13 protein-coding genes are annotated in these 19,225 nt (G+C 53.7%); 9 read left to right on the top strand and 4 right to left on the bottom strand.

Annotated elements, in window-relative coordinates; all coding sequences use genetic code 11:
• Positions 1–62 precede the first annotated feature (62 nt).
• The 7 genes from R3C20_02660 to R3C20_02630 all read left to right on the top strand — a co-directional run bounded on the left by R3C20_02660 (position 63) and on the right by R3C20_02630 (position 10,884).
• Complete coding sequence (locus R3C20_02660; GenBank protein MEZ6039379.1) at positions 63–1,367, top strand: glucose-1-phosphate adenylyltransferase; 1,305 nt, start codon at positions 63–65, stop codon at positions 1,365–1,367.
• A 201-nt stretch (positions 1,368–1,568) separates the two neighbouring features.
• On the top strand, positions 1,569–2,837 hold the full coding sequence (locus tag R3C20_02655) for a pyridoxal phosphate-dependent aminotransferase (protein MEZ6039378.1): 1,269 nt from the start codon (positions 1,569–1,571) through the stop codon (positions 2,835–2,837).
• 60 nt (positions 2,838–2,897) lie between these two features.
• Positions 2,898–3,944: a sugar phosphate isomerase/epimerase family protein gene (locus tag R3C20_02650; GenBank protein MEZ6039377.1), complete on the top strand. Its 1,047-nt coding sequence runs from the start codon at positions 2,898–2,900 to the stop codon at positions 3,942–3,944.
• Between the two features lie 440 nt (positions 3,945–4,384).
• Positions 4,385–4,963, top strand: a complete 579-nt coding sequence (locus R3C20_02645; GenBank protein MEZ6039376.1) for a hypothetical protein — start codon at positions 4,385–4,387, stop codon at positions 4,961–4,963.
• A gap of 64 nt (positions 4,964–5,027) precedes the next feature.
• A complete protein-coding gene (locus R3C20_02640) occupies positions 5,028–5,843 on the top strand; it encodes an AAA family ATPase (protein MEZ6039375.1) in 816 nt (271 codons plus the stop codon).
• 446 nt (positions 5,844–6,289) lie between these two features.
• Positions 6,290–10,060, top strand: coding sequence for a CRTAC1 family protein (locus R3C20_02635; protein ID MEZ6039374.1), 3,771 nt, complete (start codon positions 6,290–6,292; stop codon positions 10,058–10,060).
• A 209-nt stretch (positions 10,061–10,269) separates the two neighbouring features.
• The gene (locus tag R3C20_02630; protein ID MEZ6039373.1) at positions 10,270–10,884 is read left to right on the top strand and encodes a hypothetical protein; all 615 of its coding nucleotides are present in this window, start codon (positions 10,270–10,272) and stop codon (positions 10,882–10,884) included.
• A 162-nt stretch (positions 10,885–11,046) separates the two neighbouring features.
• On the opposite strand, the gene R3C20_02625 is transcribed toward R3C20_02630, so the two are convergent.
• Positions 11,047–12,150: a hypothetical protein gene (locus tag R3C20_02625; GenBank protein ID MEZ6039372.1), complete on the bottom strand. Its 1,104-nt coding sequence runs from the start codon at positions 12,148–12,150 to the stop codon at positions 11,047–11,049.
• Positions 12,151–12,358: 208 nt separating this feature from the next.
• On the opposite strand from R3C20_02625, the gene R3C20_02620 reads away from it, so the two are divergent.
• The gene (locus R3C20_02620; protein ID MEZ6039371.1) at positions 12,359–15,292 is read left to right on the top strand and encodes a DUF1592 domain-containing protein; all 2,934 of its coding nucleotides are present in this window, start codon (positions 12,359–12,361) and stop codon (positions 15,290–15,292) included.
• A gap of 61 nt (positions 15,293–15,353) precedes the next feature.
• Positions 15,354–16,724: a DUF1552 domain-containing protein gene (locus R3C20_02615; protein ID MEZ6039370.1), complete on the top strand. Its 1,371-nt coding sequence runs from the start codon at positions 15,354–15,356 to the stop codon at positions 16,722–16,724.
• Positions 16,725–16,739: 15 nt separating this feature from the next.
• On the opposite strand, the gene R3C20_02610 is transcribed toward R3C20_02615, so the two are convergent.
• The 3 genes from R3C20_02610 to R3C20_02600 form a co-directional block, all read right to left on the bottom strand.
• Entirely contained in the window at positions 16,740–17,240 is a 501-nt protein-coding gene (locus tag R3C20_02610; protein MEZ6039369.1) for a transcriptional repressor, read from the bottom strand.
• A 37-nt stretch (positions 17,241–17,277) separates the two neighbouring features.
• On the bottom strand, positions 17,278–17,568 hold the full coding sequence (locus R3C20_02605) for a hypothetical protein (protein ID MEZ6039368.1): 291 nt from the start codon (positions 17,566–17,568) through the stop codon (positions 17,278–17,280).
• Between the two features lie 244 nt (positions 17,569–17,812).
• Positions 17,813–18,889: a hypothetical protein gene (locus tag R3C20_02600; GenBank protein MEZ6039367.1), complete on the bottom strand. Its 1,077-nt coding sequence runs from the start codon at positions 18,887–18,889 to the stop codon at positions 17,813–17,815.
• Between the last annotated feature and the right edge of the window lie 336 nt (positions 18,890–19,225).

Genomic DNA, 19,225 nt, shown 5'->3' with positions numbered 1-19,225 from the left:
CATTTGGAACGATCAGATTACAGCCAGGCCACTTTGACTGACCCAGGAAGGCAGGTGTCAACATGGAAATGCGTCACGTCGTTTGTCTGATTCTCGGCGGGGGAAAAGGCACGCGGCTGCTGCCACTGACCGAAGTGCGATCAAAGCCGGCGGTCCCTGTTGGCGGTAAGTATCGTTTGATTGACGTACCCATTTCCAACTGCATCAACAGCGGCATCAATAAGATGTACGTGCTGACACAGTTCAATTCGGTCAGTCTGCACCGCCATATCCGACAGACATACAATTTCGACTTGTTTCACAATGGCTATGTCGAAATTCTGGCCGCTCAGCAAACTCTGAATGACGTCAACTGGTACCAGGGAACGGCGGATGCCGTCCGAAAACAACTACACGTCCTGAAAGAGCATGGAAATCGCTACGTTCTGATACTGTCAGGCGATCAGCTCTATCGTATGGACTTTCGCAGGATGCTTGCGACGCATGTCAACAACAAAGCAGGGGTCACCATTTCTACTGTTCCGGTAACCGCAGATGCCGCCCGAGGATTCGGCATCATGCAGCTGGACAGCACTGGACGTGTGAACGGATTCGTCGAAAAGCCGAAAGACGAAGCATCACTGGACAAGGTCAGGACACCAGCAGAATGGATCAACCAACAGGGAATTGAGGCCAATGGCCGCGAGTACCTGGCGAGCATGGGCATCTACCTTTGGGACCGAGACCTTCTGGTCGACCTGCTCGAATCCACAGATTATGAAGACTTTGGCCGCGATATCTTTCCAATGGCGATCAAGCATCACCATGTTCAAACTCACCTTTTCGATGGATACTGGGAAGATATCGGTACGATCAAAGCGTTCTTTGATGCCAACCTCGCGCTTGCTGACACCAATCCTCCGTTTCGTTTTGCGGACCGCCTCTCGCCAATCTTTACGCGTCCGAGATTTCTGCCATCCACTCGTATGGAATCCTGCACGATCCGCCAAAGTCTGGTCGCTGACGGCTGCACGATCGGCGAGGGAGCCAGCGTGGATCGATGCGTGCTCGGAATGCGCACACATCTCGGAAGCAACGTCACCCTGAAGAACGTTGTCATGATGGGAGCCGACTTCTATCCGGAAAACGACTCATTTGCGACGCGAAGCCTGAATGGTCCCGTTTGGGGAATCGGGGATAACGCCTACATCGACGGCGCTTTGCTCGACAAGAACGTCTGCGTCGGCCGAAATGCACGTATTGTGGCGAGCGAAGCGCCATCGCCCAACTGCGATTGTGATGAAGTCTACATGCGGGACGGTATCGCCGTGGTTCGCAAGAACGCCCGAATTCCTGACAACTGGTCCTTCGCGAATCGTTCCCAATAGAAGAACGCCGCAGAATCGCTCTGATCATTGCACCAGTATCGACGCACCAGCTGAACGCTCACCATCCATTTGTGATGAGCTTATCCACGTTGGTTTGCAGTCACAGCACGTCCTTGTGCGCTGCGCTCTGTGACTTGCTTTTCACAAATCAATCCGGTTGAATCTCGCCTGTACCAATCCTACCCGTTTTAAGAGGTCGACATGAGCGCGCAGCTGAGCGAGTTTGCTCAATCATTGAGTGTTGAAACTGCCTTCACAGTCCTGGCGGCAGCACGAAAATTAAAAGCAGCGGGGAAGGACGTTGTCGAACTGGAAATCGGTGACAGCCCTTTCAACAGCACCGAATTCGCTCGCCAGTCGGGGCTTCAGGCCATCCACGACAACCAGTCGCACTACTGCCCGTCACCAGGCCTGCCGGAATTTCGAACGGCGGCAGCAACATTCGTCCGGAATGAATTCGCGATTCCTGCCGCCGCAGAGAATATTGCTGTCGGGCCAGGAGCCAAAGTCTTCGAACAGTTCTTCTGTGAAGCTTTTCTGGGACCGGGAGATGGGTGCCTGGTTTTCAGCCCTTATTTTCCAACCTACCTGCCGAATATCCAGAGGCGTGGAGCCCGACCCGTCCTGAAGGCCCTCAAACAGGAAACAGCCTTCCGACCGCAGGTGAGCGACATCGAGGACTTTCTGAACAACGACCCTTCGCCTCGCGCGATTTTCCTGAACAGTCCCCACAATCCAACGGGCGGAATCACGACCGAACAGGACCTGCGCGATATTGCGGACGTCATTCGTGGCAGAAACGTCGCTGTTTTCAGTGACGAACCGTACTGTCACATGATCTGGAAAGGCCAGCACCATTCACTGGCTGCCCAGCCCGGAATGCTGGACCAGTGTGTGGCAGCTTACACCTTTAGTAAATCATATTCGATGAGCGGTTGGCGGCTGGGGTTCTGCGTCTCCTCAGCAGCAATTACCGATGCCATCAGCAAGATGATTAACACCACACTTTCCTGTACCCCGCCGATTGTGCAACTCGCAGGCAAAGCGGCGCTCGAACGTGACACGGCCGAACGCGATCAGGTGATGAAAAAATTTCGGGACAAAGTGGTCCTGCTGACCGAAGCCCTGAACAGGATCGAAGGCTTTCATGCACTGGATCCCACTGCCACGTTCTACGTGTTTCCGAATGTAGCGCCCATTTGCAATCGACTTGGTATCACCAGCCACGGACTCGCACTTTACCTTCTGGAAGGCGCTGACGATGATTTTGGCGTCGCGTGTCTGGGAGGTGAATGTTTCGGCGAGGCGGGTGGAGGCTTCCTGCGATTCAGCTGCGCCGAACCTAACGAACGACTGCAGCAGGCAGTTGATTTTATTCCCGTCGCACTGTCACGACAGGACCGCATTACAAAATGGCTGGAAGACCATCCCAAATTCCGGCTGAGCGAAGCCTACCCCGTGAACTCATGAAAGCGGATAAGTGACTTCCCATTCGGTACCACACAACGCGCTGTCAGGGGATTCAAGAAGATGCCAGACTTGACCAGAAGAAAACTGTTGTCCAGTACCACCGCTGCCGGACTAAGCTGGATCGCCCACAGCACTCACGCCAGCGTGCTGAGACCTGCGTCGTCGTTCGCAGGGACAGCGGCTTCGGCAACCGATGCTTCGGGGAAATCGTCAGCACCCGGAATTGAAGCCAATTCCAGACAGTTCACCATGGATCTCACGCCCGGCGCCATCGGCGTGAAGTCGAACCAGCTCGAAACCATTGAACTCGCACATAAGTATGGTTTCGAATCTGTCAGTCCCGACCCCGGTTTTCTTTCCGGGCTCGACGATAATGGCCGGGAGCAATTGCTGGAATCAATGAAGGAGAAAAATGTCCAATGGGGTGCCGCTGGGCTCCCGGTTGATTTCCGCAATGACGAAGAGACATTTCGCACCGGCCTGCAACAACTGCCCAGGATCGCGACGGGGCTCCAGAAGGCTGGGGTGACACGCGTGGGCACCTGGCTGAAGCCGTTTCATGACTCAATGACTTACGTCAGCAACTTTCGACAGCACGCCCGGCGACTTCGGGAAGTTGTTCGGATTCTCGGAGACAACGGCCTGCGATTCGGGATGGAATACGTCGGACCAAAGACACTGTGGGCTTCGACTCGCCACAGTTTCATCCACACGATGCCCGAAACGAAAGAATTGATTACTGAAATCGGAGAGCCAAATGTGGGCTTTGTCCTGGACAGCTGGCACTGGTTTACATCTCACGAAACACTGGATGATCTGCGTACGCTGACCAACCGGGATATTGTTGCATGTGACCTGAATGACGCACCACCTGATATTGCGATCGACGAGCAGATCGACGAGCAGATCGACAGCCGCAGAGAGTTACCATCCGCCACCGGCATTATCGATCTGAAGGGCTTTCTTGGCGTTCTCAAAGAATTGGGGTATGACGGCCCGGTGCGTTCAGAACCATTCAATGCCGCGTTGAATCAGCTGGATAACGACGCAGCCTGTACTGCGACCGCCGCTGCCATGAGGAAAGCGTTCAGTCTGGTTGGCGGATAAGCTCCGTAGTTCTCAGCCAATCGCAATGCAGCCCTGTGGGAAAGCCAGTCCTTCAGACTCCCTGTTTCCCGGGGCTGAAGCAATTTCGCTTCTGTCGACGGCAATCGGTCCGTTGAAAAATCGGACAGGCACGCAGGACGGCCGTAAACCGCCGTGTTTTAAGGTCTCCTGCTCGAGCCAGTCCCGTTTTTCAACAGGCTGCGATGGTCGTACTTCAGGATCTCCCAATCCGAAGATTCGTCAAGTTCCGTCCATTCACAGGCCGATCAAGACCCAGGGGCGCTGGAATTTCGCTGGACGACAATCGTGCGCGGATTCCGGTGGGAATGCTTCCACGTTGGATTTACCGGTCGTCAATCGTTCGAATGTCGACCAACTGCGTCTTGCCTCTTCGGCAAAAAACGCGCAACACTGCAGGGATGCGGTGCGGGGGACCAGGGATGATCGACCAACAATCGGCCGATTCAGGAATTGCATCAGGCAAACCAGCCATCGCCGGGGCTGAAGTTGAATCAAATGCAGCGGCCTCACATCCTTCAGGATCGAACGTGCCCACTCGCGTCCAGCTGGCATTACTGTGGCCGCTTGAACACAGACGGCCAGCAATCGCAGTTGTCATTCTCGCAATGATGGGACTGGTCTATTCCGAAACGCCACCGCCTGATTCTGTTACGGAAGCGCCGGTGGTGCAGCAGAGTGATTCTCAGGAAGACATGGTTTCAGCGTTCCCTGTCGCTATCCAGGACGAACCGACCAACCCGTTCAGCGACGCAGCATTTCAGTCCCCACCGGAAACAATGCCTCCTCTTCAGATCCCTGTATCCGATCAGGCGATCACTGGTCAGGAACCCCAACAATTCGATTCTGCAGACGTCTACCAGACGCATCGGCAGACGCTACCGGTTCATCTTACGGGCGCGGGCGAACGAACTTTCTACGGAACCGTCGATCATTCGGCTCCACAGGGCCACGATTCTCCCGGGATTCGTTTTCGCGGAGCGATCAACCCCGTTCCGTAGACATGACCACAAATCCTGATTTGCAAACAGCCTCCTTGTGAAACGTTGACTGGAAATATCCGGCATGTACGAATCTTACTGGAATCTGACCCACAAGCCGTTCATCCAACGGATAAACACGTCTGCGATGTACCGCAACCATTCTCAACAGGCAGCAAAACTGCGTCTGAAATACTGCATGGACAATAGTCTGGGCATAGGGATGCTGATTGGACAATCGGGGACCGGCAAGTCCAGCCTGATGAAGTCTTTTGCATCGAGCGGGTTTTCTCCGATCGTCTACGTGCCGTTCTCTTTGCTTGCTCCGGTTGAGCTGCTTCGCATCATCACGGCCGACCTTCAGAATGAAGAAGCGGTCAGGAACATCGACCTGCCGACCGACTCACTACTGAATTCAATCCGATCAAGCCTGATCCGTCTGACGAACGACGGCAAGCAGACTTTAATCTGTTTCGACGACGCTCATCAGATGTCCGACGCCTGTTTAATGCAGGTAATCCAGCCGCTGTTAAGCATCTGTGATGCCGAAGAATCCATCCGTTTATCGATCATTGTCGCGGGCCAGCCTGTGCTGTCCGCAAAACTTCGCAAGCATGTTCAAATTTGCGACCGGATCGCTGTTACGGCCGCATTGCAGGGTTTGACACTGACAGAAACACAGGACTACGTTCGATCTGCTTTACAGGCGGCCGGATCTACGGAACCGATTTTCACCGACGACGCCGTAAACCGCCTTTACGAAGTCACGGGCGGTAATCCGCGAAGGCTCAACAGACTGGCCGACATGGCGTTACTGGTTGGATACGCGGATCAGCTTGATCAGATCACTGAATCAGAAATCGATGCCATCAGTCACGAACTGATGCCAGCAGCCGCCTGATCCGCACGAACGGAGATTGCGTGCGGACGTTACCGGGCGACCGAGGCACTCACACGTCGCTGCGTTCGCAATCCGAAGTGCTTTCTATCGTGGTGTTGCCTTCCGGCTCAAACCACTCTTCTCGCTCGGCCGACGCTTGTCAGGGAGGCAGCTCTCCAGTCAGGCGTCGCTTCTACGTCCAGCCGAGTGATCAGCGAGAGCTTTTCCGGCCCCCTGCATTCACTGACGCGTCGAGGGCAAGTCCACCGAATCTCCTTACCCATGCCGGGCTTATTGCGATGAACGGGCGAGCAAGCGAGAACAAAACTAAGGTATGCTCGACTTTTTCGTTCGTACAGATTCGGTATTCTTCGTAAATCTGGCAGGGGGCGCCGCCACTGAATCCTGTTAACGTCAGACGCCGCTCCCACCATACATGTTGAAGCGGCCTGGTTCGGAAAGTTTGGATGGCTATGGAAGTTCGCAACCTGATTCGAATTGCGTGTATGGCGAGTCTATTCGGCCTGAATACCGGCTGTCGCAACGACGTCGAATCGTCAAAAGATCCCGTGACCGATGCTTCTGCCAACAAGGCCGCAACGAAGTCCTTAACCTCCGAAGATCTCCGCCAGGCCATTGAATTCAAGACCAGGGGGCTTGGGCATCTGGAAAACAAAGAGTGGGCTCCGGCAGAAGAAGCTTTGACCGCACTGGCGAAGCTCCTGCCTCAGGATCGAGCGGCTTTACGAAATTTGGCAGTTGAACGCGTCCTGGCGCTACTGGATCGCGAATCCCCATTCTCTCAATCGAGCGATCCGGATGCCTACGCTGCAGCCATCGCAGGTGCAAAAGAAGCAATCACAGCAATGCGGGCAGCCTCTCCTGAGGATGCGTTGCTGGCCGACCATATGCTCGGGCGTTTGTTAGTTCACAGCGATTCACCGCAACAATCCACGGCCGCAGAAGGAATTGATTTGCTGAGGAAAGCGGCAGAAGCCAGCAACCTTCCGGAGTACTGGTTTGCTCTGGCAGCGGCAATGGAAGGGCATCGCGATTTCAACGATACAGCTGGCCCCATTAATGCACTCATCAAAACCCATGAACTACAACCGGACAACATGTTTGTCGTCCACAAATTACTGGAACGTCAGGCGCTTGGACTCAATTCCAAAGACCCAATGGTCCAGGAGGCAGCCAGGAAAATTCCAGAGACCATACGTTCGGCTCGAAGCCTGGTCGCACCGCTGAATGCATCCATCGTTAAACAGCGGAAGACCGACTTGCTGGAAGTCATTGACAAAGCAATGGCGGGTTTCGATGGCACGAATCACGCGGCCCTGATGGGCACGGCCATGATCACAAAGAACCTGATGTTGCCGGAACTGGCAACACAGATTGACCGAAGACGGATTGACCGCACCGCTGGACTATGTGCTGACCGATTTCGAAAGCTGACATTGTCTAACAACTGCAGGCAAGTTGGCCTGCTGACAGTCAATTCCGAAATTGTCATTAAATCGTTCACCAGGGGCGAAGGACTGCCCGGCGTTCAGGCAGTGTCACAGATTGAATTTCAGGACATGAATCTGGATGGTGTGGACGACCTGATTGTATGCTCGCAGGGAAAGATTCAAATCTATGCGCGCGATGTGGAAACGGACAAATGGACGGCCATTGCAGAAGCTGCCGGCGAACTTCCCTTCAGTGGCTTCAAGCTGGCCGACCTGGACCGCGATTTTGATCGAATGATTTCTGATTTGAAGGCCCCGGTATTACTGCGTGATCGCGATGGAGATCGCAGGACTGTGACGGACCCGGCTGGCAAGCATCGCTGGTTTGATGCAGACCTGGACGTGATTGCCTGGCATGCAACTACGATCAGCCTGTTCAGAAACAACGCGACCGATGACAACGTACGCAGTTTGGAAACCATCACCCAGATCAACCTCCCCGCAACGATCAACGATGTGGAAGTGGCGGACATCGAAGCGGACGGCGACCTGGATATCATCGCCGCAACTGAAGCAGGCCTGACTGTGGTTTTGAATCTGGAACGCTCTGGATTTGAAATCGTGACAGAAAGCATCGCTGCACCAGAATATCCGATTTCGGCGTTAGCAATCGGTGACTGGAATCGTGATGTCGCGATGGATCTTGTTGGAGTCAGCCTCGATGGCGCGGCCGGTACTCTACAGAACATGCTGCACAGTCGCTTCCGCTGGCTGACCGACACGGACGGAATTGAACAGGTGCCCGCGGCATCGGAGGTCAGGATCCTGGATTGTGACAGGAATCAAAGCTGGGACCTGCTGACCTGCGGCCCGCAGGGCCTGACTGTGACAATGACAGCCACTTCGATGACGGGCAGAATGTCTTTGCTTCGAAAGCAGATCGTCACGACAGATGCCGTAACCAGCATGGCTGCAGAGGATGTCGACAACGATGGATTTCCGGATATCATCGCACTGGCAGCCGGCAAGGTCAGGCTGTTTCGCGGCTTGGCCGATGGATCATTCTCGGAAATCACTGGCTTGATTGCTGATGATCTGGATGCCCGAACCATCGCAGTTGCCGACGCAGACGATGACGGTGATCTGGATTTGATTGTGGCGACCAGTGATTCGCTGCATCTGCTGAGCAACGAAGGCGGCAATACAAACGGATGGCTGGATATCGTGGCCAGGAGTGAAGGCAATCCCGAACAGTTTCCTTCGCAGCGGGTGAACATGCACGCGATCGGTGGCGTCATGGAATGTATCGCAGGGACTCACCGACAATCGTTAATCATCGACAAACCAAGGTTGCATCTTGGAATCGGGGATGCACCGAAAGCGGATGCTGTCAGAGTCATATGGACCGACGGCGTCCCTCAGAATATTGTGGTTCCGAATCTTCTGAAGCCGCACGTGGGAGCATTGCATCCACAAATCCTCAAGGGATCCTGCCCGTATATTTACACCTGGAACGGAACGCAGTTCGAATTCTTCAGTGACTGCCTCTGGGCCGCTCCCATCGGGTTGGTTCAGGCAAACGGTGACCTCGCACCAACACGCGATTGGGAATACCTGCTGATTCCGGGGGAACAGCTCGCCGAAAGAGATCAGCAGTACACTCTGCAACTTACTGAAGAACTCTGGGAAGCCGCCTACTTTGACGAAGTCAAGCTGGTTGCCGTGGACCATCCGGCAGATGTATCCATCTTCACAAATGAAAAAGTCGGATCGCCTCAAATGGCGGCCCATCGCATTCACACCGTGCAAAAGCGGCACTTGCCAGCGTCAGTGACTGACGGTCGTGGCAATGATCTGTTACCCGCCCTGAAGTCACAGGATGGGAACTATACGAAAGCCTTCGAACAACGCATCGTTCAGGGTCTGACGGACCAATGGACGATGGAATTTGACCCGGGATTGCCAAACCGGCCTCATAGCCTGCGACTTGTGCTGATCGGCTGGGTCTTTCCTACCGACACATCGATAAACGCAGGCCTCTCCCAGAATCGATCCCTGCAGGGCCCGATTCCACCATCTCTTGAAGTCATTGATACTGAGGGACAATGGAAGACCGCGCGTCCATTCATTGGATTTCCAGGCGGAAAAACAAAGGCCATGGTCATTGACTTGTCTGATGTATTTCTCACAGACGATTTCCGGTTCCGAATAACATCAAGCATGGAGCTTTACTGGGACACAGCTTTCTTCATCGTTGACGAACAGGACGCAGAAACGATTGTTCAGGATTGCACGTTCATCAGTGCTGATCTTCATTACCGTGGCTTCTCTGCCCGCACGTATGCCGACAACGCTTTGTTCCGGAATGGCTATGCACCTGAAGGCTATGACTATCAGGCAGTATCAACACAGCCTCGGTGGCACGCGATGATGGGCCGATTCACGCGTTACGGCGATACAACGCCGCTGATCCATGACGCAGACGATCAAATGGTTGTCATGGGACCCGGTGATGAGCTGACTCTGAATTTCGCGGTACCAACCGGCAGAGTGCCCGAGGGCTGGAAGCGAGACTTTATTCTGTACAACGTTGGATGGGACAAAGATGCCGACCTGAATACAGTTTATGGTCAGTCCAGCGAACCTTATCCGTCCCGATCCATGAACCAGTATCCGGAGACGATCAACATCGATGAGCAGACAGGTTCATCGGACACATTCTCGGAATACATGCAGCAGTGGCAAACTCGCGAATGGTCGCCGAGAGCACTCTGGAAACTCAGGTAAGTGATTTCACAGAAAGCAACTCCCGTAGACAACCTTCGATCAGCACTCAGGAATAGAACTCTCGCCGACGGCTGCACACGTTCTGGTGGATATAGAAAATTCTGACGGCGAAGTCAGATTCTCGTGAACCGCTCTTTGCAAACGCACGTTCCCGTGATTTGTTCATCAATCCCGGAAATCCAGTGCAAGCGGAAGGGGCGAAGGTGAAAATGATCTCAATACAGTGCATTTGCGGCGAAAGATACGACGTCGATGATCGTTATTCCGGCCGTACGACCCAGTGCCCCGTTTGCACCAGCCAGCTTCAGGTGCCCGCTCCAAACGGTCATGAAACCACTGTACTACCGCCCCGACGACGCAAAAAGAAACAGCCATCGGCAAAGCCACGAGCCCGAGCTGTCCCTGCAGATGACTACACTCCCGCCGCGATCGACAACGAAGAAATGCCCGGCGCGGCGGTCGCACCGCTGACGCTGCTGCTGTTGATCAATGGAATGCAGTCCATTCGCCATCTCATGTTCATTGGACTGCATTTTTTTGATGATCGATACACAGGGCTCCTGACGGGCCCCGTCATTCTGGCTTTGATGCAGGCCGTGGTTGCAGCATCGATCGCGGGTATTCTGCTTTGGAATAGAACCGCAGTTCTTGTCGCGGTGATAGCCGCCATCGTCCGCTGCCTGTGCGATGGATGGATCCTGAAGGCACTGGGCAGCAGTGCCATCCTGACTCTCGTGACGCTCATTACCTCGTTGTTGCTTATCCGGCACTATCGGCCCGTCGCCTGGAAGCGTTTGATTCGCAAGACGACGGTTCTGTCCTGACACTCCTGTGCGGTGCCGTCTGACGAAATTGCGCAAGGAATTGCAGAAACACCACTGCGGGCTGAATACGCAATTCGATAGCAGTTTCTGTTTGAATTTCTGCCGACCGACGACAAGAAAATGATCAGGCGTCAGCGCGTGCAAAATTAGGGCTCGCTGGTGTTACCGTGAATTCGACTGTTCCGAGTGACCGATCCCGAATTGATCACCGTGCGCGACGGGCTCACCATCTTTCCAGTCAATCTCCAGCATTTTTTCACTTCCAACATCCCGACCAACTTCGTCCGTCAGAAGAGCCACCTGGTTGAATGTCACCGTTTCAAAGACTTCACCACTGGACGGATAAGCAAAGCGACCATCGATACTGAAAGTCACCCAACCAGGCTGGTCTCGCACCGGCAAACTCTTCATCTGGACCGGTGGTATGACCGTCGCATCGTAAACGTGCAGATGACTGTTGTGACCATCCGTGACCCAAAGCTGTTTTTCATCGGGTGTCAATCCAATTCCATGGCTTGGGCAGCCGTGGCGTTTCACTGGCCCCATTGAAAACCCATTCACTTCGACACGGTGGATTCTCTTCCCCGTTTCAAGATCGCCGATTTCAAATCCCAGGCAATCGTTGATGCAAGCAAACACCAGCGACTCCGACCCGTTGATCGTGAAGGGACGGATATTGTGGCTGAAGGGTCCGCAGGTCTTGAACACAGAATGTCCCTGAGTTTCGACAATCGTCAGCACAGGCGACTTAAGCCCCGCCAAATATGCAAATCGACCACTCGGACCACAGATCGTATTGTGAGCGCCGGAATTCGTTTGAATCCTGTTAATCAAACTGCCATCAGCTGCGTTGACCACGTGCCAATGTCCTTTTTCCAGCGAAGGCACATAAAGAATATGGCCGTCAGGAGTAAGCGACATTCTGTCACAGCCACCGTCATAGAATTTTTCCCAAAGCAATTTCTCGGTCGTCAGATCCAGGCAGCTTAAGGATGTCAGCGTGCTGACATAAATCCGATCGGTCACGGAACTGGCACAGATGCCTTTCACGTTGATGGGCTTTCCACTGGCATCGAGTCCTGATGTTGGAATCCTTTTGACGAACGCATGATCGTTATCGATGTCGAACACCAGAATGCCATGACCACCATATTCAGGGTAGTTGCGAATACCAGGCGACGCGACGTACAGGTATCGACCGTCCTTTAGCTGCCCACACGCAACGGGTGGGCAGAGCACAGCAACCAGAAGCAGGAGAATGCGCATAGCGTTCTTTCTGTTGACGAAGCGACGATTAGCAGTGACGCGAACAACCTGAAGTCTCGCGGCAGTTTCGCAGTCTGTCGATTGTAATTTGAAGTCGAAACGGCAGGTCGGCGAAGGATTGTGTTGTCACAACACAGACGCTCAGCAAGAATACGGCTTCCCGCCGACGCACCGATCATACTTCCCGCCAAATCGAAATCGACCTGCCATGTCTGTTCTTCGCTTCGCGCTGTTTTCGGCCGTGACTTTCCTGTCCGGCAGTCCGTCACTTCCTGCTGAAGATGCCGACGTAGCAACAGTCATTGCACCATTCCTGAAAACACACTGCCTCGATTGTCACAACACGGAAACGGCAGAGGCAAAATTGAATCTGGAAACAACCAGATCCGCTGCGGATATTGTCGACCGACATCAGGTCTGGCAGGAGATCATCCATCGTCTTCAGGCTGACGAAATGCCGCCCGCCGATTATTCCCCGCGGCCATCGGAACAACAGGTTGGCGAGATTGTCAGGCAGATTCGGGAAATCCTGATGTCGGAGGCGAAGCGAAATGCAGGTGATCCGGGTGAAGTACCGGTTCGTCGGCTGAGCAATGCCGAGTACAACTACACCATCCGCGATCTCACGGGCGTTGATATTCAGCCGACTCGAGAGTTTCCGGTCGATCCCGCAAATGAAGCTGGATTTGACAACTCTGCAGAATCATTAACTCTCTCTCCCGCTTTATTCAACAAGTACCTCTCCGGCGCGCGGGAAGTCGTTCAGCATCTCGTACTCAAACCAGACGGTTTTGACTTTGCTCCCCATCCGGTGATGACGGACACGGACCGCGACAAGTACTGCGTGAATCGAATTGTCGACTTCTATCGACAACAGCCAACAGACCTGGCCACGTACTTCCTCGCTGCTCGTCAACTTCAGGTTCATCCAGGCAAGTCAGTGAGATCTGTAGATGCTGTCGCTGCAGAATTTGGTATCAGCGCAAAGTATCTGTCAACGTTAACCCGTCTGCTGATCGATAGCCAGGACGACTACGGACCACTGGAGATCGTACGTCGAATGTGGCGTGAAATCCCTGACAATGCAGATGAATCAACCGCAATGGAGGCATGCCGCAGGATGGCAGAATTTGTGGCCACCGTTCGGCGTCGTCTGGAACCGCCCGTTGAAGGACTCGATGTACGAGGTATTCACCGCGGTGCTCAGGCATTCGTGCTTTGGAAGAATGATCAATACGCAGCCAATCGTCGCCGATTCAACTCAGCGGCTACCATCGACGCCCCTGACGTTGCACCGACAACACTGGAAGAACAGTCTTTGGTGCTTCCAGTGGATGGAGAAGAGCGTCGACAATACTGGAGAGCATTAGCCCGATTTGCAGACATCTTTCCAGATGCCTTCTACATTTCTGAACGGGGGCGCGACTATGTGGGCGTACCACGTGAAAAGCAGGAGAAAGGACGACTGCTTAGCGCTGGCTTCCACAGCATGATGGGGTACTATCGTGACGACGCGCCGCTATGCGACCTGATCCTCACTGAAGACCAGAAGTCCGAACTGGATCGTCTCTGGCGAGAACTGGATTTCATCGCCTACGCCCCCGTCAGGCAGTATCAGGGATTTCTCTGGTTCGAGCGAACAGACTCTCAGTGGATGCGAGATGAAGTCTTCGATTTTGCGAGGCCTGAGAACCTGAACGCACTGGAAGAAAATCAGATCGAAAAGCTGTCTGAAGTTTATCTCGACAAAGCCCGAAGAAATGGTGCTGAAGGAGTCTCAGAACAAGCGATCGTCGATTACTTCCGGAATATGAACGGTGCCATACGGTGGGTCGAACAGGCACATCTGGCAGCAGAGGCTTCGCACCTGGTACAGCTCGAAGTTTTTGCGGCAAAATGCTACCGGCGACCACTTGCGGATACGGAAAAACACGAACTGAAAACTTTTTATCAGTCACTCAGGTCGAAGGACGGGCTGACGCACGAAGAAGCCATTCAGGACACGATTGTTTCACTACTGGTCTCACCTCTTTTCTTCTATCGCACGGATCTGGCTGCGCGGACGAATGATTCCGGTCCGTCCCTCACAATAAATCGACACGCTCTGGATCGCTTTCAACTTGCAAGTCGCCTTAGCTACTTTCTGTGGTCGAGCATGCCGGATGAAGAACTACTGAATCTTGCAGCCAGCGGTCATCTTCAGGACCACGACCAACTGAAATCGCAGGTCAGGCGAATGCTGCAGGATGAACGATCCCGCTCACTGGCGATCGAATTCGCAGGGAACTGGCTGGGATTTCGACGATTCGAAGAGCATAACAGTGTTGACCGAAATCGTTTCCCGCAATTCACCGATGCACTGCGTGCCGCGATGTTCGAAGAACCAGTGCGGTTTATTCATTCGATCATTCAGAATGACAGTCCTTTGCTAGATTGCCTTTACGCAGACTACACGTTCGTGAACGAACCACTCGCACGACACTACGGCCTCGAATATCCCTCATCGCCACCAGAATCGACAGACGATGGCTGGATTCGAATCGAACAGGCGGCACAGAAGCAGCGTGGTGGTCTGGTCCCGATGTCGGTATTTCTCACCCAGAACTCGCCAGGGCTGCGCACCAGTCCCGTAAAGCGAGGATACTGGGTTGTTCGCAAGCTGCTTGGCGAACACATCCCCGCGCCGCCTCCCAATGTCCCGGACTTGCCCGAAGACGAATCAGCGTTGGGCGACCTGACGCTTGCGGCGGCACTTGCAAAACACCGGGATCACGCGGCCTGTGCGGGCTGCCATGACCGGTTCGACTCCGTTGGACTGGTGTTCGAAAACTACGGCCCCATTGGAGAATTGCGATCCATCGACCTTGGTGGTCGTCCCATCGAATCATCGGCCGTCTTTCCAGATGGTTCAGAGGGTAGCCAGCTCGTGGATCTTCAAAGGTATCTGAAGCAGAATCGAGAGTCCGATTTCATTGATGCGTTCTGCCGAAAACTTTTGACCTTTGGTCTGGGACGCAGTTTGTTGTTATCCGATGACCTGCTTCTTGACGAGATGAAAGCAAAGCTGCACACTGACGGCTATCGATTCCGAAGCCTGATCGAAACCATTGTCACAAGCGAACAGTTCCTGATGCGACGCTGAAAACGCGTTGTAGAACATCCCGAACTCTCCATCGCAGGAACCTGAATCAAGCGAAAGAATTATGAATCATCACTCAGGACAAAATCGCAGCTTTCCTCGCCGAATGCTTCTCCAGGGAGCTGGCGTCACCATGGCGTTGCCATGGCTGGAATCCGTCCCGGTCTGGGGAATGACATCTGCATCCGGTTCGACCATCGCCGAATCTGCCGTCGCCGACACCAAAGGCTCGCCAACACCGAAACGATTTGCAGCATTGTTTATGGCCTGCGGGGTCAATCAGGAACACTGGTGGGCCAAAGGGCAGGGCGGAGAAATGGAATTGAGCAAAACCCTTTCTCCAATGGAACCTCTGAAACAGAAGATGAATTTCATCGACGGTTTATTCAACAGGAATGCCACGGGCGTGGGTATCCACCCCGGACAAACCGGAAACATTCTTTCCGGCGCAGCGCTTCAGAAGGGATCCGAACTTCGAGGTGGAATCAGTATCGATCAGCTCCTCGCCAATAGGCTGGGGCAGGAGACTGCTCAGCCGAGTCTGGTGCTTGGCTGTGAACAGCCTGTGACGGGGTATCACGAAACAAACTTTTCGATGGCTTACAGTTCACATATTTCGTGGCAGAACGCAACGTCCCCTGTCCCCATGGAAGTCTACCCGTCACTGGCATTCGACAGCCTGTTTGACAATCGCGGAAATCGACGCAACAAGAGCGTGCTGGATCGGATTCAGGAACATGCTGCGAGCCTGAGTCGTCAGGTGAGCGATGCCGATCGAGTCCGACTGGATGAATACCTGACCAGCGTGCGAGAAGTTGAGAAGCGGATTGACCGCGCAAGAGGAGATCAGAATAAAGCGGCTGAGCGTGCGACGCAGAATGGAACTCCCCTTGTTGCGATGAAGCGTCCGGACAACGGCTTGCCGGAAGATATTCGTGAACACATGAAGTTGATGTGTGACGTCACAGCCATCGCCTTCCAGACGGATAAGACTCGTTTTGCAACTCTTCTGCTTTGCAGAGACATCTCCGGATTGTTTTACCCGTTCCTCGATGTTCGCAACGCTCACCACTCGGCATCACACAACGATAAGTCAGACGACTTTGAACGTATCTCTCGGTACTATGTCAGTCAGATGGCCTATCTGGCGTCAAAGCTCGACACGATGAATGAAGGGAATGGAACCGTGCTGGACCATTCCTGTCTGATCTTTGTCAACAACATGCTGTCCGGCAGCCGACATGATTCCAGCCGGGTGCCGCTATTCACCGTCGGCGGTCTCGGTGGAGCACTTCAAACTGGCAGAAACATGAACTACCAGGACAAAGGCGACGACAATCGAAAACTTTGCAGCCTGTATCTGGCGATCGCAAATCGTATGGGACTTAATCTCGATGCATTCGGCGATGCGACAACGGAACTTCAGGCCATTTAGTCCGACGAGAACAGGTCAAATCATATCCAGCTTGCGGTGGCGTCGTTCCGGCGGCCTGGCGCATTCGGCACAGATGCCGTTGACTTCCAGTCGATGGCCATTCATTCGAAACCCAAATTCACTGGCGACCCGCTCAAGGATCACCGAGATCTCGTCGTTACGAAATTCGACCAGCTTGCTGCACTTGCTGCAGATAAAATGGTCATGCTGTGGATAACCATAGTCGTGTTCATAGACTTCCCGGTCATTAGCTCGGGCAACCTTACGAATCAGGCCGGCTTCTTCAAGAGAACTCAGTGTTCGGTAAATGGTTGCTCGACTGACTCGACCACCATTGATCCGGGGCTTCGATAGCCGGGCTACAATCTGATCAGAATCAAAGTGCTCATGGTCGGCGAAGATTTCGCGAACGATTATCTCTCGTTCCTGCGTCAGACGTTTACCTTTGGTACCCAGGTATTCACGAAACTTTTCAACGGGGGAAACTGCCACATCCTGGGGAGCCAGCTCGCTCACGATAAACCTCTTTGCCTATTCTCTTTTCAGGCGCCGCTTATTGCTGACAGCCGTCTTGTAAATTACTTTCCCTGTCCGGTGTACTACTTTCCGGATCCTGACCAAGTCGCTCAATCATGATCCGAACAGATCGTTCCAGCAATTCATCGGAATCGTAGTCACCAGATTCAACCGCCTTTCGAATTGTCGCAAGACGCTCATCCCTGAGTTGCGCCATCTCCTCTGCAGTGAGGCCAGCGTTCGCTGAAGCCTCTGCCGCATCGGAACCATGGGAAGACTTCTCCCCAGCCTCTGCCAATGCTGCTTTTTGACTTGCTGAGAGTGACATACTGAATCCTCGAAAGGTTGCTGCTCTGGCACGGAACCAGCCCACACCAAATCTTCAGAAACCTGCACAGAACGCACACCATCGTATTGCCGAAACTGGAGATGGTCCAGCACGTTCTGTTAGATCACCGATAAGTCGAAGATTATCCCGAGAATTGGCGCAAACTCAGGAATCTGGGGAGGTTGAGCGTTATCTGCAGGGGAAAAGAAGTGATGAGCCACTGTTTAAGTGGACAGCAGAGGGATCATTCTGACCGCAACCCGTCGTTTTCCTGACCGGTCAAATCCTGTGACGAGCTTTCGGTGGGCGATGGAAATACGGAATTCCAGAGCGGTATATTCAATCGGTCGCCCAGCTTTTCAATCTTTCGATTGATTTTACCGGCCAGTCCACTGTTTGCTTTCCTGACGGCGTGCATCACGAGTGGCTGAAACATCTCGCCGATCTCGCGAGCCACATTACCTTTAACGTGGCTAATTCGATTCACCCGGAAGTGCGTGATATGAATTTCTGCCGTGTCGATCACCGGCGTAATTCGGAGTTGAACCTTTCCGTCTATTGTCCGAACAGTGCGTCCCACATTCACCAGAGCCAGAAGTTTTGCCCCCACATCGACGTCGGCAGAGACGCTCCAGAGAGACAAACCCCAATTCCATTGTTGACGTTGCCCGATTGCTTTGACAAGGACATCGCATTCGACACTGTAGCGCGTCGATTCGGGCTTCGTGAACTCCCCCGTTCCAACCGAAGGTGCCGCGACTTCATCAGTGCCATTGGGCAATTGGGTTACGCGAAGCTGAAATGTGTTTTCGGGGTTGACCAGTCTCGCTGAAACGCGGGCCCAAACGCCGTGATTCACATTCTTCCAGCGACGACTCGTATGAAGCTTGCCACGACTAATATCGACATTCAGGCCTGACTGGATTCGCCGCTGATTTCCCCATCCGTCGTCGTCACTGAACTCCTCAGGCAGGAGAAGGAGGATCATTCCACGGAGAAAATCATGGGCTTCATCTGACAGAGTCACTGGCATCGGCGGCTGACTATCACCGTCGCCCTGCGGGGAAACCGGGATCCGCAGCGGTGGTAACACGGTGTTCCTTCCCGTCGCAGTGTTATCCAGATTTTTCTGCGTGAAACCAGCAGACGGTTCATCAATGGACTGGCTGGCTGGAAGCGACTCTGCTGAGGCAGCGATCGGTGACAGAACCACAAACAACAAGAGCAAGGTCCGCAACACCAGGTGACTTACTCCCTGCAATCTGACGGAATGCCGCTGGCCCCCGATGTCCGGGATGGTAACAGAAGGTTTCCTTTGCATGTCAGAATTCCCATCCGTCGCCTGAAATCGGCATCGGTTTGAATTTATCCAAATCTGTCGGCTGCTCTCTCAGGGGGCGACCTGCAGTCCGTATACTGCCAATGGTATACCCAAAGCGTAAACTAACAACAGGAGCTCGCAAGATCATTCATAAGTCTATTTGCGTTAACTTGGCAGCCTGTTGAAAAACGGGACTGGCTCGAGCAGGAGACTTTAAAACACGATGGTTTTCCGTCGTCCTGCGGGCCTGTCCCGGTTTTTCAACGGACAGTTAGGTTAGCTCTTACGCGCCGGCTTCGCGAGACGTCCCGGGATACGCGACGGCTCTGGACTGCG

It is taken from the genome of Planctomycetaceae bacterium (genome assembly GCA_041398825.1).
Taxonomy (GTDB): domain Bacteria; phylum Planctomycetota; class Planctomycetia; order Planctomycetales; family Planctomycetaceae; genus F1-80-MAGs062.
This window is presented reverse-complemented; position numbering and strand designations above follow the sequence as displayed.